Origin of the sequence: Actinomyces lilanjuaniae (assembly GCF_003606385.1) — a bacterium.
Lineage (GTDB): Bacteria > Actinomycetota > Actinomycetes > Actinomycetales > Actinomycetaceae > Actinomyces > Actinomyces lilanjuaniae.
Map to the genome: position 1 here is coordinate 1,286,176 of NZ_CP032514.1, position 14,728 is coordinate 1,300,903.

Below are 14,728 nucleotides of genomic sequence, written 5' to 3' on the forward strand. Positions count from 1 at the left end.
CGGCGATGGGCGGGTGGCAGCCGGAGGGGGCGAGGCCTCCCTGTACGTCCTGGGCTGGGGGACCACAGCAGGCGTGGCTGCCCTGAGCCTGCCTCTGCTGTGGCCGGTGCACCGCCTGGGACTGGGTCTGCGTCCCACCCTGGGCCTGGGGGGAGCCCTCGCCCGACGTGCCTGGCGCCTGGGGGCAGCCGGGGTGTGGACGCTCCTGGCCCAGCAGCTGAGCGTCGTAGTGGTCCTGGCACTGGCCCGGTCGGCAGGGACCACGGGGACCGTGGCCGTCTACCAGTACACCCAGGCGGTCTACGCGCTGCCTTACGCTGTCCTGGTCGTGCCGGTTGCCACCGTCCTCTACCCGCGCCTGTCGGCAGCATTCGAGACCCGGCAGCACGGGGACCGGCTGGAGGCGGGGCAGGAGCAGCAGGTGCCGACCAACAGCCCCGACGGCTGCGACGGTCGTGCCGGGGAGCGCGGCGGTGAGGGTACCGGGTCCAGGGGGCAGTCGTCTCCCGGGGCTTTTCCTGGGACTGCTCGGCAGCTGGTGGCTGATGCCACCGCCCTGGTGACTGCCGTGGCGCTTGCGGGTGCCGGGATGCTGTTGGTGGTCTCCCAGGTGGCGGAGCGCTTCTTCAGCCTCCTGGCCCCGGTGGAGGGTATGGGACCTGCGCTGGCGGTGCTATCTCCCGCGCTGGTGGGCTACGCCCTGATCTATCAGGTCACGCGTGTGCTCTACGCCGCGGATCATGCTGGTGACGCCGCTAGATCGACAGTGGCTGGCTGGCTGGCTGTCGCGGTCGCCTCGGCCGTGTGTGTCCGCATCCTGGCTCCCCAGGGGGCTGACGCCTCAGGGACTCTGGTGGCTCTGGCACTGGGACAGGGCGTGGGGATGACGGTGGCGGCTGTCGGCCTGGGGGCTGCTGTCGCGCGCCGCTTCGGTGCGCAGGTGCTGGCAGGAAGCCTGGCCGTCCTGGGAGCAGGCATACCGGTCGTGGCGCTTCTTGGTCTCGGCCTGCGTGCTGCCGTGGCGGCCGTGGAGCCGGTGGCTGTCGCGGCGGCTCTCGCCGCTGTAGGGGCCGTCGTGTGTGCGGCGGCGGTGGCTGCGGCAGCCGCAGCGGCACATCGTGGCATCCTCCACGTCCTGCGGGGTCGCCGTGGCCCCGCTGACACGGGTTCTCTGGGTAAGGAGCAGGTATGAGTGCTCAGGCCCGGGGGCGTCGCCCCCACGTGCTGCAGGTCAGCGGGATGGCAGCAGGCGGTGTGCGCGCCCATCTGGCGCAGTGCGCGCGCCTTCTGGCTGCTGACGGCTGCGACGTGCTGGTGGCTGCTCCTGCTGCGGTGCTGGAGGGGCTTGACACCGGGCGGGCGCACCGGGAGGTGCTGGGGATCGGCTCACGGCCCTCGGCCCGCGTGGCGGGTGCCCTGGTACGGCTGCGCCGGTTGGCGCGTGGTGCCGAGGTCCTGCACGCCCACGGCCTGAGGGCGGGGGCACTGGCCGCCGTGGCGGTAGGAGGGCGGCGAGTGGGTCGGCCCAGGCTAGTGGTCACCGTCCATAACCTCACGGTTGGGGGGCGACTGGCTCGGCTCGTGGGGGGCGGCCTGGAGGGCCTGGTGGCAGCTCGCGCCGACCTGGTCCTGGCTGTCAGCCCTGACCTGGCCGGGCGAGCCCAGGGCCGGGGAGCCGCCGCCGTGGAGCTGGCTGTAGTCCCGGCGCCGTGGGCTCCCAGAGGGGGGGCCGAGACCATGGCCGCCTCCGGGGACGTGCCTGAACCTGCTTCCGGGAGCATGTCCGATGCGGCGTCAGACGCCGTGCCCAGTGCGGTGTGGGCACCCGGACTCCGCCGGGTCCTGACCGTGGCCCGGCTGGCGCCCCAGAAGGGCCTGGACGTGCTGCTGGACGCTGCTGCCGTCCTGGGACGTCGTGCGGCAGAAGGCAGGCTGCCCACGCTCGAGTGGGTCGTCGTTGGTGACGGTCCCGCACGGGCGGAGGCCCAGCAGCGCATTGACGCCGAGAGCCTGCCTGTCAGGCTCTTGGGGCGTCGCGAGGGAGCCGCTGCGCTCATGGCGCAGGCGGAGGTCGTCGTCCAGACCAGCCTGTGGGAGGGACAGCCCCTGACTCTCCAGGAGGCCCTGCGAGCCGGGGCAGCCGTCGTGGCCACCGACGTGGGCGGCACGGCCCTCACGGTCCGTGGCGGGGCGGTGCTTGTGCCACCCTGCTCCCAGGAGGTGGCGGAGGCAGTTGGGGCGCTCCTGACCAGCCCCGACAGGCTGCGGCAGGCTCGGGAGCGGGCGCATGGTGCCGCCGCCAGCCTGCCCACGGACGACGATCTTCTTGTGCAGCTGCACCGGGCACTGGGCGTGTGACGCGCCGCTACCTTGGACTCTGCCACGGTGTTGTCAGGGTACTGTCAGGCGCGGTGGCCGACGGCCGCGCGCACCAGCCTGTGGCGTCGTGTCGGCAGTGGTGGTTTGCGCCCCCGCTGCGGTCGTTGACGGGAGGACCGATGAGCGCTCAGGTGCCGGGGACCGCGGACGAGCGGCAGTACCGGGAGGTTGCCGCGTGCCAGCGGGTGTGGGAGGGGCCGATCTTTGCCGTTGGTGCTGAGGAGGTGGTGCTGCGCCCGGGCCAGGAGCCGGTGGCGCGCCAGGTCGTGGCCCACCACGACGCCGTGGCCGTGGTTGCCTTGAGGCAGGGCGGTGACTCCTCCCAGCCCCACGGTGCCGCAGAGGTCCTTATGGTCCGCCAGTACCGCCACCCGGTGCGTGCTGCCCTGTGGGAGGTCCCGGCAGGTCTGCTTGACGTTCCGGGGGAGTCCCCGGTAGAGGCTGCCCGGCGCGAGTTGGCCGAGGAGACCGACTACGCTGCCCAGCGCTGGGACGTCCTGGCGGACTTCTACGCCTCGCCCGGGTTCACCACCGAGGGCGTGCGGGTCTTTCTGGCTCGTGACCTGGACCTGCTGCCCCGCTCCCTCAGGAGGCCGCGTCAGGCCGAGGAGGCGGAGATCGTCCCCACCTGGGTGCCCCTGGAGGCTGCTGTCGAGGCCGTGGTCTCCGGCAGTCTCCACAATCCGTCCACCGTGATAGGACTGCTGGCCGTGCACAAGGCCCGGGCTGAGGGCTACGCGCGGCTGCGCGCTCCTGACGCGCCGTGGCTGCGCAGTCCCTACAGTCTGTGACTGCCTGGACTACCTGGCTCCCGCTCCTGCCAGTGAGGTGTGGTCAGGGCGCGGAGTACGTAGTAGCCGGGCGCGAGGTATTGCCTGCGGGATTTGTAGGCGATGCTTCAATAATAACTGCCTTTCATTGACAGATGTGTTTGATCCCACCCGGTGACACCATGTCGCCAACTTGCGGACTTCGAATTTTGCAAGCACCATATGAGTTAAAGTTGTGGAACGACGATGAACCGCACCCCGGTCCTGATCGGCCGTTGCCACACAGGACCCACGACCCCTGAGCGGCCGTGGTGAGGCCACCAGAGGAGACGGAGAGGAGCACGCCATGGCACAGGCTGACGACGACTCCACCCGCGCCCGGGTCCTTGACCTCATCGCGGAGAAGGGCCCCGTCTCGGCGGCGCAGCTCGCCAAGGTGCTGGGGCTGACTCCCGCGGCGGTGCGCAGGCACATCACCGTGCTGGAGGAGTCGGAGGAGATCGAGGTCCACACCCCGGCGACGCCGTTGCGCCGCGGGCGCGGGCGTCCGGCGCGTCACTACGTGCTAACCTCCAAGGCGCGCACCAGTTTTGCGGACGGCTACTCTGACCTGGCCAGCCATGCCCTGCGCTATCTGTCCCAGGTAGCGGGGGAGCGTGCCGTAGGTTCCTTCGCCGCAGCCCGCGGGCGGGACCTGGAGCGTCGATACTGCGCCGCTGTCGAGGCGGCTGGTCAGGACCCTGCCGAGCGTGCGCGGGCACTGGCTGACGCCTTCACCCTGGACGGCTATGCCGCCTCGGTGCGTGATGTCGGGGATGGCTCCTACGCTGTCCAGCTGTGCCAGGGCCACTGCCCTGTGCGTGAGGTGGCGGGAGAGTTCCACGAGCTGTGCGACGCCGAGACCCAGGCGATCTCCAGGCTGGTTGGCGTCCCGGTGCAGCGTCTGGCCACTCTGGCCGGGGGTGAGCACGTGTGCACCACTCATATTCCTATCGCTGTCCCCGCGCTGCGTAAGCGTGCGGTCAGGGCGGCGAGGAGGAAGGGTCAACAACAGGCCCGACGACCGGAAGGAACCCGATGACGGCACCCACGACCGACACTGTGCGTAGCACTGACGACGAGATCATCGACTCGATACCGACGACCTACGACTTCGGCTGGCACGACTCCGACGAGGCAGGAGCCAACGCCAAGCGTGGTCTTGACGAGCAGGTCGTCCGTGAGATCTCCGCGATCAAGGGCGAGCCCGAGTGGATGCTGGCCAAGCGGCTCAAGGCCTACCAGACCTACGAGCGCAAGCCGATGCCCACGTGGGGCGTCAACCTGTCTGAGCTCGACATGGACGCGGTGAAGTACTACGTGCGCTCCACCGACCGCCCGGCAAGCTCCTGGGACGACCTGCCTGAGGACATCAAGAACACCTACGACCGTATCGGTATCCCCGAGGCGGAGCGTGAGCGGCTGGTGGCGGGTGTGGCTGCCCAGTACGAGTCCGAGGTCGTCTACCACCAGATTCGTGAGGACCTGGAGGCGCAGGGCGTCATCTTCGTGGACACGGACACCGCCGTGCGTGAGTACCCCGAACTGGTCAGGGAGTACTTTGGCACGGTCATCCCCGCCGGCGACAACAAGTTCGCCGCCCTCAACACCGCCGTGTGGTCCGGGGGCTCCTTCATCTACGTGCCCCCGGGCGTCCACGTGGAGATCCCCCTGCAGGCCTACTTCCGTATCAACACCGAGAACATGGGCCAGTTCGAGCGTACGCTCATCGTCGCTGACGAGGACTCCTACGTCCACTACGTCGAGGGCTGCACGGCCCCGATCTACTCCACGGACTCCCTGCACGCTGCCATCGTGGAGATCATCGTGAAGAAGAACGCCCGCGTGCGCTACACCACCGTGCAGAACTGGTCCAACAACGTGTACAACCTGGTCACTCAGCGTGCCACCTGCGCCGAGGGGGCCACCATGGAGTGGATCGACGGGAACATCGGCTCCAAGCGGAACATGAAGTACCCGGCTGTCTTCCTCATGGGCCCCCACGCCCGGGGCGAGGCCCTGTCCATCGCCTTCGCCGGGGAGGGTCAGCACCAGGACACCGGCGCCAAGATGGTGCACATGGCGCCCCGTACCTCCAGCCACATCGTCTCCAAGTCCATCGCCCGGCACGGGGGGCGCTCCGCCTACCGCGGCCTGGTGCAGGTCATGAGGAACGCGCGCAGCTCGAAGTCCAACGTGCTGTGTGATGCGCTGCTGGTGGACGAGATCTCCCGCTCCGACACATACCCCTACGTCGACGTGCGTACTGACGACGTGGAGATGGGGCACGAGGCCACCGTCTCCAAGGTCAGCGCCGACCAGCTGTTCTATCTTATGCAGCGCGGCCTGACGGAGACGGAGGCCATGGCCACGATCGTGCGCGGATTTGTCGAGCCCATCGCCCGCGAGCTACCCATGGAGTACGCCCTGGAACTCAACCGGCTCATCGAGCTGCAGATGGAGAACTCCGTGGGCTGACCGGGGCTCGCCCCCGGGGCCATGACCGTCGAGACACCTGTGAGCCGTTGAACGGCAAGGAGCCATGAATGACTGAACTCGTCACCGACCACTCCAGCGCGGTGCTGGAGGGGGCGCACTCCCACGGGGATCCCCGTGCTCCCCGCTACACCTCTTCCCGGGCCGACCGTGTGACGTCCTTCGACCCGGCGGACATCCCGGTACCTCACGGGCGTGAGGAGGAGTGGCGCTTTACCCCGTCAAGCGCTTCGCCCCGCTCTTTGACGCTGACAAGGTTGCTGCGGGGTCCTCCGACGGGGGGCCGCTCAGCCAGGAGGCGGATCTTCCAGAGGGAGCGGTTGTGGAGACCGTCCCTCGCTCTGACCCGCGTCTGGGACGTGTCGGCGCACCTGTGGACCGGACCGGGGTCGTAGCCTGGACGGGCTTCTCAACCGCGACCGTCCTCACCCTGTCGGCTGGGTCTCGGCTCGAGCGCGCCGCGCGCATCAACGTCATCGGGCACGACAAGGAGCTGGTCCGCCCCACCGCCCAGCACATCCTGGTCCAGGCTGAGGCCGGCTCCCAGGGGACGGTAATCATTGACCACACCGGGGCGGCTCTGCTGACCCAGGCGGTAGAGATCCTTGTGGCTGACGGGGCCGAGCTCACGGTGGTCACCGTCCAGGGATGGGACGACACCGCTGTCCACGCCTCCAACCACCGGGTACGTGTCGAGGGGCGCGGGATCCTCAAGCACGTCGTTGTCTCCCTGGGAGGGGACGTGCGCATCTGCCCCGACTTCGGCTTTGCCGGAGAGGGCGGGCACATCGACGCCTACGGCGTCTACTTCACCGACGCGGACCAGCACCAGGAGCACCGGCCCTACGTCGCCCACACGCAGCCGCACTGCTACTCCCGGGTCACCTACAAGGGGGCGCTGCAGGGGGAGCGTGCCCACGCCGTGTGGGTGGGGGACTGTCTCATCGGAGCCGAGGCCCGCGGGACGGATACCTACGAGCTCAACCGCAACCTGGTCCTCACCGAGGGGGCCAAGGCCGACTCCGTCCCCAATCTGGAGATCGAGAACGGCAGCATCGAGGGAGCCGGTCACGCCAGCGCCACGGGGCGTTTTGACGACGAGCAGCTCTTCTACTTGCGCGCCCGGGGGATCACCGAGACCGAGGCCCGACGCCTGGTGGTGCTGGGCTTTTTCAACGAGATCGTCGCTGAGATCGGTGTTCCCGAAGTGGAGGACCGGCTCATGCGCGCCATCGAGGCCGAGCTGGCGCTGACCGGCGTCATCTCAGCCCCGTTCCAGGACCAGGTATCTGCCTCCTCCTAGGCACCCTCGGGCGGTGTCACGGCGTCACAAAGGCGCCATATGCTGCCGCACCAGTATCCCCAGACACGACCATGACCACAGCCAGCCGAGAGAACTCCTTATATGAGCACCTTGACCATTAAGAACCTTCATGTCCAGGTCGAGACCAACGACGGCCCCAAACCCATTCTCAAGGGAGTGGACCTGTCGATCGACTCCCGCGAGATCCACGCGATCATGGGTCCCAACGGGTCGGGTAAGTCCACCCTGGCATACTCCATCGCCGGTCACCCTGAGTACGAGGTCACCGATGGCGAGGTCCTCCTCGACGGAGCCAACCTGTTGGAGATGAGCGTGGACGAGCGGGCACGTGCCGGCCTGTTCCTGGCTATGCAGTACCCGGTGGAGGTACCCGGGGTGACGGTGGCAAACTTCCTGCGCACCGCCAAGACGGCCCTGGACGGGCAGGCTCCTAAGGTCCGCCAGTGGGTGGGTGAGGTCGATGCCGCCATGGAGAGGCTGCGCATGGACTCCTCCTTCTCCGAGCGTGACGTCAACACCGGGTTCTCGGGCGGGGAGAAGAAGCGCTTCGAGATCCTCCAGATGGAGCTCCTCAAACCCCGTTTCGCCGTCCTGGACGAGACCGACTCCGGCCTGGACGTGGATGCGCTGCGCGTGGTCTCCGAGGGAGTCAACCGTCTTCACGGCTCCTCCGACGCGGGTTTCCTCCTCATCACTCACTACACCCGGATCTTGCGTTATATCAAGCCAAGCCACGTCCACGTGTTCGTTGACGGGCGTGTCGCCGAGCAGGGGGGACCGGACCTGGCCGACCGCCTCGAGGAGGAGGGCTACGACCGGTTCCTCTCCTAGGCGGCAAGCCCTGACACCTGCGACCCACCTGCTGGGAGGCACCCGATGACCCACGCTGCCACGACTCCTACGAGCCCGGAGGAGCTTGCCCGTGTGCGAGCCGACTTTCCCTACCTGGAGCGTCCAGCCCGTAACGGCGCACCACTGGCCTACCTGGACTGGGCCGCCACCAGCCAGAAGCCAGCGGTCGTCCTGGAGGCCGAGGAACGGTACTACCGCATGAGCAACGGGGCCGCTGGACGCTCCACCTACCAGCTTGCCGACGAGGCGACAGCAGTATGGGAGGACGCTCGTGCGGCGGTCGCTGCCTTTGTGGGTGCCCGTCCTGACCAGCTGGTCTTCACCAAGAACGCGACGGAGGCCGTCAACCTCCTGGCACTGGCAGTCGGCCATGCCAGCCTGGGCCGCCCCGCCGCCCGTGGGGGCGCCCCGTCTGCCGGTGCTGACCCTGCGCGCAGGCTGTGCCTAGGGCCAGGTGACGAGGTCGTGGTGACCCGGGCCGAGCACCACGCCAACCTGGTGCCTTGGCAGGAGCTGTGTGCGCGGACCGGGGCTGTCCTGCGCTGGATGGAGCTGGACGAGGAGGGGCGCATCGACCCTGGTTCCGTGGGCGTCCTGACCGAGCGGACCAGGGTAGTGGCCCTGACCCACGCCTCCAACGTCACCGGGGCGGTCACTCCTGTGGGGGAGATCCTGCCGCGTGCTCGCCAGGTGGGGGCGCTTGTCCTCCTGGACACCTGCCAGTCCGCGGCTCACCTGCCCCTGGATTTCGCCTCCCTGAGCGCTGACGGCGTGGACGCCATGGTGCTGTCCAGCCACAAGATGCTGGGACCCACGGGTATCGGCGCCTTGGTTGCCACTCAGGAGCTGCTGGAGGCCATGCCGGCGGTCCTGACCGGTGGCTCCATGATTGAGCACGTCTCCATGGAGTCCTCCACCTATATGAGCGGACCCGCCCGCTTTGAGGCAGGCAGCCAGCCCCTGGCCCAGGCCGCGGGCTGGCAGGCGGCCGTCGGTTACCTGGCCGAGCTGGGTATGGACTGCCTGCACGCTTCTGAGTCCCGCCTCACCACGCGCCTGCTGGAGGGGCTGGGCCAGCTGGACGGGGTCCATGTCATCGGCCCGCGCAGCACGGACGAGCGTCTTGGCGTCGTCGCCTTCAGCGTCGCGGGTGTCCATCCCCACGACGTAGGCCAGTTCCTAGACGCTGAGGGGATCGCGGTGCGTACCGGCCATCACTGCGCCCAGCCTCTCCATGAGCACTTTGGCGTCCGGTCCTCCTCCCGGGTGTCCCTGGGGCCGTGCACCAGTGCTGAGGACGTGGACAGGTTCCTTGCTGCCGTCGGCACTGTCCGGGACTATTTTCTGAGGTGATCATGAACGAGCTCGACCGTCTCTACCAGCAGGTCATCCTCGACCACTCCCGCGAGCGGCACGGGGAGGGGCTCCCGCAGGACGCGCAGGCCACCAGTCACCAGGTCAACCCGACCTGTGGTGACGAGATCGACCTCGGTGTGCGTGTGGAGAACGGGGTGATCGTCTCCCTGGGGTGGCAGGGACAGGGATGCTCCATTTCCCAGGCCTCAGCCTCAGTCATGCATGACCTGGTCGATGGTGCGGACCTGGAGGCTGTGGCAAGGCTGGAACGGGACTTCTCCACCCTTATGCACTCCCGGGGACAAGGAGTTGACGAGGCGATTCTAGACGGGCTTGAGGACGCGGCCGCCTTTGAGGGGGTTTCCAAGTACCCCAACCGTGTCAAGTGTGCTCTCCTGGCCTGGATGGCGCTCAAGGACGCCCTGGCCCGCACGGGTACCTCCCTGGCGACGCACCAGGCACAGGAAGACCCTGAGCAGACGGGGTAGGCGATCGCCTGCTTCCCGGTCACGAATAACCTGGCAAGAGCTGACAGGAGGAGACATGATGACGAGTAACAACCCGACGGCACCTGCGACCCCCGATAACCCTATGGCGGCCCGGCACCAGCCGACTCCTGTGGCCTCACAGGTCGACGTCGCCGCCGTTGAGGAGGCTTTGCGTGATGTCATTGACCCGGAGCTGGGGATCAATGTGGTCGACCTGGGACTGCTCTACGGCGTGTCGATCGAGCCGGACGGCACTGTGGTGCTGGATATGACGCTGACAACTGCCGCGTGCCCGCTGACCGACGTCATTGAGGAGCAGGCCCAGCAGGCCCTGGTCGGGATCGTCGACCAGGTGCGTATCCAGTGGGTATGGTTGCCGCCGTGGGGACCGGACAAGATCACCCCTGAGGGTCGCGAGCAGCTGCGCGCACTGGGTTTCAACGTCTGAGGCTCGTGACTGTCCCGCACAGGACAGGGTGTGTGGGCAGGTCCACGCTCGTGAGCTGGTACGTGCCCAGGAGCCCGTCAGCGCCAGGCTGTTCGGCGTGGTGGTGTCTCCGAAGAGCCTTGGCGACACCGATGTGGTACCTGTGACCAGGAAGTTAATCGGTTGACTAACGCGGTCTCGGGGTCCAGACTCTTGCTGTCGGGCGAGGCTGCCCGGCCCCGCTACCAGCCAGGAGGGGACGATGGCGACTCTTGCTGAGGTTGCGCAGAGGGCGCAGGTCTCCACCGCTACCGCGTCCCTGGTCCTGTCCGGCAAGGCGGAGGGACGCGTCTCCTCTGCCACAGCTAGCCGGGTGCGTGCCGTCTCTGACGAGCTCGGGTACGTGCGTGATGCGCTGGCCGGTAGCTTGCGCAGTCGTAGGACCAGCACCATCGGTGTCCTGGCTGAGCAGGTCCTGTCCACGCCCTATGCCGTGGCAATGATCGAGGCCATCCTCGCTGCTAGCCGGGAGCTGGGCTGGTCGGTGCTGCTGACAGACTCTGGTGGACACCCCGAGCAGACCGGCAGGGCTGTGCGTGAGTTCCGGTCACGGCGGGTCGACGCCGTCCTCTATGCCGCCATGTACCACCAGGAGGTGCACGTGGTTCCCGGGCCGGAGGCCGTCGCCGTGCTCAACGGCTTTGCCGACCGGGACGACGTCGTTGGTGTGGTTCCTGACGAGGAGGGCGCTACCCGAGCGGCTGTCACCCACCTTCTGGCCCTTGGCCACCGGCGGATCGGGCACATCACCCACGACGACCCGGCGCTCGCCGTAGGACTGCGCCGTGCCGCCTACCTCAGGGTCCTTCGCGAGGCCGGGATCGGCACGGACACCTCGCTCGTCGTCAGCGGTGGCAATGATCCTGACTCCGCCGAGGCGACTGCCCGGAGGCTCCTGGAGCGCAGGGACCGTCCTACCGCCGTCTTCTGCTACAACGACGGGATGGCAGCCGGGGTGTACCGTGCGGCGGCGTCTCTCGGGCTGTCTGTTCCTGAGGACCTGGCGGTTGTCGGTTTTGACGACCTGAGGCTCATCTCGACCAATCTGGCCCCCGCCCTGACTACCTTGCGCCTACCGCACTACGAGATGGCTGACTGGCTGGTGCGTCGGCTTGTCACAGGTGACCTGCCCGACCCTCCCGCCGTGCACCGTTTTCCCTGCGAGTTGGTCACCCGTGGCTCCACAGCCGCTCCGCGCGTCGGCTCCTCGCCCTCGGGACCTTGAGGGACCCGCACGCTTTGAACCCTCCTGGTCCCACGACAACCCTCGTGAGAACCCAGTAACGCACAAAGGAGTGCCTTATGACAGTTCCTACTCGCCGTGCCTTCCTCGCGGCGTCGGCTGCTGCCGCTGCAGCGGCCACGACGACCGCCTGCTCCTCCTACCGAGGAGGTGCCAGCCCCGGTGGTGGCATCTCCCTGTGGACCCACAACGGTGGCAACGAGGAGGAGCTCGCCGTGGTCCGCAAGGCAGTCACCGCCTTCAACGAGGCTAACCCCGACACCCCGGTGGAGGTGAAGTCCTTCCCCCAGGCCTCCTACAACGACTCTGTCGCTGCCGCCGCCGTTGCCGGGGACCTGCCGGACGTCCTCGACCTGGACGGACCGATCATGCCCAGCTGGGCGTGGGCCGGGTACTTGGCGCCGTTGGAGGTCTCCTCCGAGCTGGAGGACAGCATCATCAGCTCTGCCAAGGGCTACTGGAACGACACCCTGTACTCGATCGGTCCTTATGACACCTCCTTGTGCTTCTTGGGACGCAGGTCTGCCTTCGAGGAGGCGGGTGTCGCGGTCCCCACGACCGAGCGGCCCTGGACCGGAGAGGAGTTTGATGACGCCCTTGCCAGGCTCTCCAGGCTGTCCGACTACGATTACGTCATCGACTTCTCAGTGGCGGACTCTGCTGAGTGGTGGCCCTACGCCTACGCACCTATGCTTCAGTCCTTCGGCGGTGACCTTATCGACCGGGAGACGCTCGACACCGCTGAGGGCCTTCTCAACGGGGCGGAGGCTGTCGCCTGGGGGGAGTGGTTCCGCTCGTGCTTCACCCGGGGCTACGCCTCTCAGACGCCCGCCACCGACGGGCAGGACTTCCTCCAGGGCAGGGTGCCGCTCTACTACGCCGGGGGGTGGAAGGTCCTGCAGTCGCAGGAGACGTTTGGCCGGGAGGAGGTTCTCATCCTGCCACCTGTCGACTTTGGGCACGGTGCAAAAGTGGGAGGAGGCTCCTGGCAGTGGGGCGTGTCCGCCACGAGTCCCAGCCCTGCGGCCGCCAACGCCTTCATCGAGCTGCTCATGCAGGACGAGTACCTGGTGGAGTACTCCAACGCGATCGGCAACTTCCCCTCGGTGGAGTCCGCCATCGGGCAGACCGACTACTACCGGGAGGGTGGGGCGCTCGAGCCCGTCTACGAGATCGGTCGCACCTACGCCCTGCTGCGCCCGCCCACCCCCGGCTACAGGGTCATCTCCTCGGTATTTGACAAGGCAGCCCGAGACATCGTCTCCGGCGCGGACGTCAGGTCCACGCTGGACCAGGCCGCACAGGACATCGACGTCGACATCAGGTCCAACAAGGGGTACCAGGTCGGCTGACGCCGCCGCGTCCCCACCACCGGCGCCTACAGGCAAACCCTGCCGGGAAGGAGGCTCCCATGCCTGTTCCGTCCACAGCTACCGACAGACGCGGCCGCTCTGCCGCGTCGCGCAAGGAGGCACGAGCGGCTTGGCTCATGTCCTCGCCCGCCCTGCTGCTGCTTCTGCTGTTTATGGGTGTCCCTGTTGTCCTGACGTTCGTGCTCAGCGTCACCAACGTCCGGCTCATCTCACCCAACCCACCTGAGTTCGTCGGACTCAACAACTTCTTCCGGGTCTTCCGCAACGACCCCACGTTTATCCGCTCCCTGACCAACACCGCCTTCTTTGCCCTGGTGGTGGTGCCCTGCCAGTCGGCGCTCGCCCTGGCGCTGGCGATCCTGGTCAACCAGAAGGTCAGGGGAGTCACGGCCTTCCGCACCATGATCTTCATGCCAGTGGTCACCTCGATGGTGGTGGTCTCTATCCTGTGGAGTTTCTTCTACGAGGAGGACGGGCTGTTCAACTCCGTGCTGAACACCGTCACTGGTGGTGGCTGGACCGCTGTCGCCTGGCTCAATGACCCCGGCACGGCCATGCCAGCCATCATCGTGCTGTCCATCTGGCAGGCGGTGGGCCTGCACATGATCATCTGGCTGTCGGGGCTGCAGGGCATCGATCCGACCCTCTACGAGGCGGCCTCCCTCGACGGCGTGAACGGCTGGCAGCGGTTTCGCTACGTGACCTGGCCCGGGCTCCACTCGACCATGGTGTTCATCCTGGTGACTATCACCATTGCCGCGATGGGCCTGTTCGTCCAGGTCGACGTCATGACCTCCGGCGGGCCGCAGGACGCCACCTCCACGATCGTCTACCACGCGGTGCGCAGGGGCTACCGCGAGCAGGACATGGGGTACGGCAGCGCGATCTCACTGATCTTCTTCATTGCCGTCCTTGCCATCAGTGTGATCCAGCGTCGACTCACCCGGGAGGAGGGCTAAACATGGCCGCTGCGGCTGCTACCGAACGACCCGGCACCAGCGTCCTTGTCGTCAGGGGCCGAGGCCGTGCCGCCTCCAGGATCCGCTCCAGGGTCCTGACCTATGTCGGACTGACCGTCGCGGCGGTCGTCGCTGTCTTCCCGCTGCTGTTCATGATCTTCTCCTCGCTCAAGAGCGACGACCAGATCTTTGCTGACCTTGGCACCGTGCGGGCTTTCCTGCCCGTGGGAGAGCTGAGCCTGGACAACTACGAGGGAGTGTTCAACCGCGTCCCCGCAGGCCGGTTCATCCTCAACTCCGTCATCGTTACCGTGCTCATCGTGGGGCTCGGGTTGGTCGTCAACTCAATGATCGGCTTCGCCATCTCACGTATGCGCTGGAGGGGAAGGAACATCATCCTGTCCCTCGTGCTGGCCACCCTCATGGTGCCCTTCGAGACCATTGCCGTGCCGCTGGTCTTCTGGGTCGCCCGGCTGCCCTCAGTCCAGTGGGTCGTCGACGGCTTCCTGGTCAGGCAGGGCATGCTCAACACCTACCAGGTGCAGATTCTGCCCTACGTGGCCAACGCGCTGGCGATCTTCCTGTTCTCTCAGCACTTCGGCGACATCCCCAAGGAGATCGACGAGGCTGCCCGTGTGGACGGCGCCGGGTGGTGGACAATCTACCGCAGGATCGTCGTACCGCTGTCCGGCCCGACCTTCGCTACGGTCGCCATCATCATGATGCTGCCTGCCTGGAACTCCTACCTGTGGCCGCTCATGGTGGTCCAGCAGGAGTCCATGCGGCCGGTGAGCGTGGGAATGCAGTACTTCTTCCAGCTCAACCCGGTGTGGGGCGAGGTCATGGCCTACGGCACCCTTATCACCCTTCCCGTGCTCGTCGTCTTCGTCATCTTCCAGCGCTCCTTCGTGCAGTCGCTGGCGGGTACTGCGGTCAAAGGGTGAACGCCACGGCGGCCACGG

The 14,728-nt window shown here is 67.4% G+C and carries 13 protein-coding genes and 1 pseudogene; all 14 read left to right on the top strand.

Annotated features, from left to right (window positions below; all coding sequences use genetic code 11):
* The first annotated feature begins 13 nt into the window (after positions 1-13).
* The 14 genes and pseudogenes from D5R93_RS05500 to D5R93_RS05565 all read left to right on the top strand — a co-directional run bounded on the left by D5R93_RS05500 (position 14) and on the right by D5R93_RS05565 (position 14,710).
* Positions 14-1,192 (top strand): lipid II flippase MurJ, encoded by a 1,179-nt coding sequence (locus D5R93_RS05500; RefSeq protein WP_243106975.1) that lies wholly within the window; start codon positions 14-16, stop codon positions 1,190-1,192.
* Positions 1,189-2,358, top strand: a complete 1,170-nt coding sequence (locus D5R93_RS05505) for a glycosyltransferase family 4 protein (protein WP_120204219.1) — start codon at positions 1,189-1,191, stop codon at positions 2,356-2,358. Before D5R93_RS05500 ends, D5R93_RS05505 begins: the two co-directional genes overlap by 4 nt.
* Positions 2,359-2,498: 140 nt before the next feature.
* Complete coding sequence (locus D5R93_RS05510; RefSeq protein ID WP_119834925.1) at positions 2,499-3,170, top strand: NUDIX domain-containing protein; 672 nt, start codon at positions 2,499-2,501, stop codon at positions 3,168-3,170.
* 325 nt (positions 3,171-3,495) lie between these two features.
* Positions 3,496-4,230, top strand: coding sequence for a helix-turn-helix transcriptional regulator (locus tag D5R93_RS05515; protein ID WP_119834926.1), 735 nt, complete (start codon positions 3,496-3,498; stop codon positions 4,228-4,230).
* Complete coding sequence (sufB, locus tag D5R93_RS05520) at positions 4,227-5,666, top strand: Fe-S cluster assembly protein SufB (RefSeq protein WP_120204222.1); 1,440 nt, start codon at positions 4,227-4,229, stop codon at positions 5,664-5,666. The genes D5R93_RS05515 and sufB overlap by 4 nt, the downstream gene beginning before the upstream one ends.
* 68 nt (positions 5,667-5,734) lie before the next feature.
* Positions 5,735-6,987, top strand: a pseudogene (gene sufD / locus D5R93_RS05525) (Fe-S cluster assembly protein SufD).
* A gap of 102 nt (positions 6,988-7,089) precedes the next feature.
* Complete coding sequence (gene sufC, locus D5R93_RS05530; RefSeq protein WP_119834929.1) at positions 7,090-7,839, top strand: Fe-S cluster assembly ATPase SufC; 750 nt, start codon at positions 7,090-7,092, stop codon at positions 7,837-7,839.
* A gap of 45 nt (positions 7,840-7,884) precedes the next feature.
* Positions 7,885-9,213, top strand: coding sequence for an aminotransferase class V-fold PLP-dependent enzyme (locus D5R93_RS05535; RefSeq protein WP_119834930.1), 1,329 nt, complete (start codon positions 7,885-7,887; stop codon positions 9,211-9,213).
* Between the two features lie 2 nt (positions 9,214-9,215).
* Positions 9,216-9,704 (top strand): Fe-S cluster assembly sulfur transfer protein SufU, encoded by a 489-nt coding sequence (gene sufU / locus D5R93_RS05540; protein ID WP_119834931.1) that lies wholly within the window; start codon positions 9,216-9,218, stop codon positions 9,702-9,704.
* Between the two features lie 58 nt (positions 9,705-9,762).
* Entirely contained in the window at positions 9,763-10,152 is a 390-nt protein-coding gene (locus tag D5R93_RS05545) for a metal-sulfur cluster assembly factor (protein ID WP_120205835.1), read from the top strand.
* 241 nt (positions 10,153-10,393) lie between these two features.
* Entirely contained in the window at positions 10,394-11,416 is a 1,023-nt protein-coding gene (locus tag D5R93_RS05550) for a LacI family DNA-binding transcriptional regulator (RefSeq protein ID WP_120204224.1), read from the top strand.
* 77 nt (positions 11,417-11,493) lie between these two features.
* Positions 11,494-12,786: an extracellular solute-binding protein gene (locus D5R93_RS05555; RefSeq protein WP_120204227.1), complete on the top strand. Its 1,293-nt coding sequence runs from the start codon at positions 11,494-11,496 to the stop codon at positions 12,784-12,786.
* Positions 12,787-12,845: 59 nt separating this feature from the next.
* Positions 12,846-13,766: a carbohydrate ABC transporter permease gene (locus D5R93_RS05560; protein ID WP_119834934.1), complete on the top strand. Its 921-nt coding sequence runs from the start codon at positions 12,846-12,848 to the stop codon at positions 13,764-13,766.
* A gap of 2 nt (positions 13,767-13,768) precedes the next feature.
* Entirely contained in the window at positions 13,769-14,710 is a 942-nt protein-coding gene (locus tag D5R93_RS05565; protein ID WP_119834935.1) for a carbohydrate ABC transporter permease, read from the top strand.
* Positions 14,711-14,728 lie beyond the last annotated feature (18 nt).

Excerpts from the sequence above, each read along its gene's own strand:
- D5R93_RS05505 (WP_120204219.1), top strand. The coding sequence starts at position 1,189 with ATGAGTGCTCAGGCCCGGGGGCGTCGCCCCCACGTGCTGCAGGTCAGC.
- D5R93_RS05510 (WP_119834925.1), top strand. The coding sequence starts at position 2,499 with ATGAGCGCTCAGGTGCCGGGGACCGCGGACGAGCGGCAGTACCGGGAG.
- D5R93_RS05515 (WP_119834926.1), top strand. The coding sequence starts at position 3,496 with ATGGCACAGGCTGACGACGACTCCACCCGCGCCCGGGTCCTTGACCTC.
- sufB (WP_120204222.1), top strand. The coding sequence starts at position 4,227 with ATGACGGCACCCACGACCGACACTGTGCGTAGCACTGACGACGAGATC.
- sufC (WP_119834929.1), top strand. The coding sequence starts at position 7,090 with ATGAGCACCTTGACCATTAAGAACCTTCATGTCCAGGTCGAGACCAAC.
- D5R93_RS05535 (WP_119834930.1), top strand. The coding sequence starts at position 7,885 with ATGACCCACGCTGCCACGACTCCTACGAGCCCGGAGGAGCTTGCCCGT.
- sufU (WP_119834931.1), top strand. The coding sequence starts at position 9,216 with ATGAACGAGCTCGACCGTCTCTACCAGCAGGTCATCCTCGACCACTCC.
- D5R93_RS05545 (WP_120205835.1), top strand. The coding sequence starts at position 9,763 with ATGACGAGTAACAACCCGACGGCACCTGCGACCCCCGATAACCCTATG.
- D5R93_RS05550 (WP_120204224.1), top strand. The coding sequence starts at position 10,394 with ATGGCGACTCTTGCTGAGGTTGCGCAGAGGGCGCAGGTCTCCACCGCT.
- D5R93_RS05555 (WP_120204227.1), top strand. The coding sequence starts at position 11,494 with ATGACAGTTCCTACTCGCCGTGCCTTCCTCGCGGCGTCGGCTGCTGCC.
- D5R93_RS05560 (WP_119834934.1), top strand. The coding sequence starts at position 12,846 with ATGCCTGTTCCGTCCACAGCTACCGACAGACGCGGCCGCTCTGCCGCG.
- D5R93_RS05565 (WP_119834935.1), top strand. The coding sequence starts at position 13,769 with ATGGCCGCTGCGGCTGCTACCGAACGACCCGGCACCAGCGTCCTTGTC.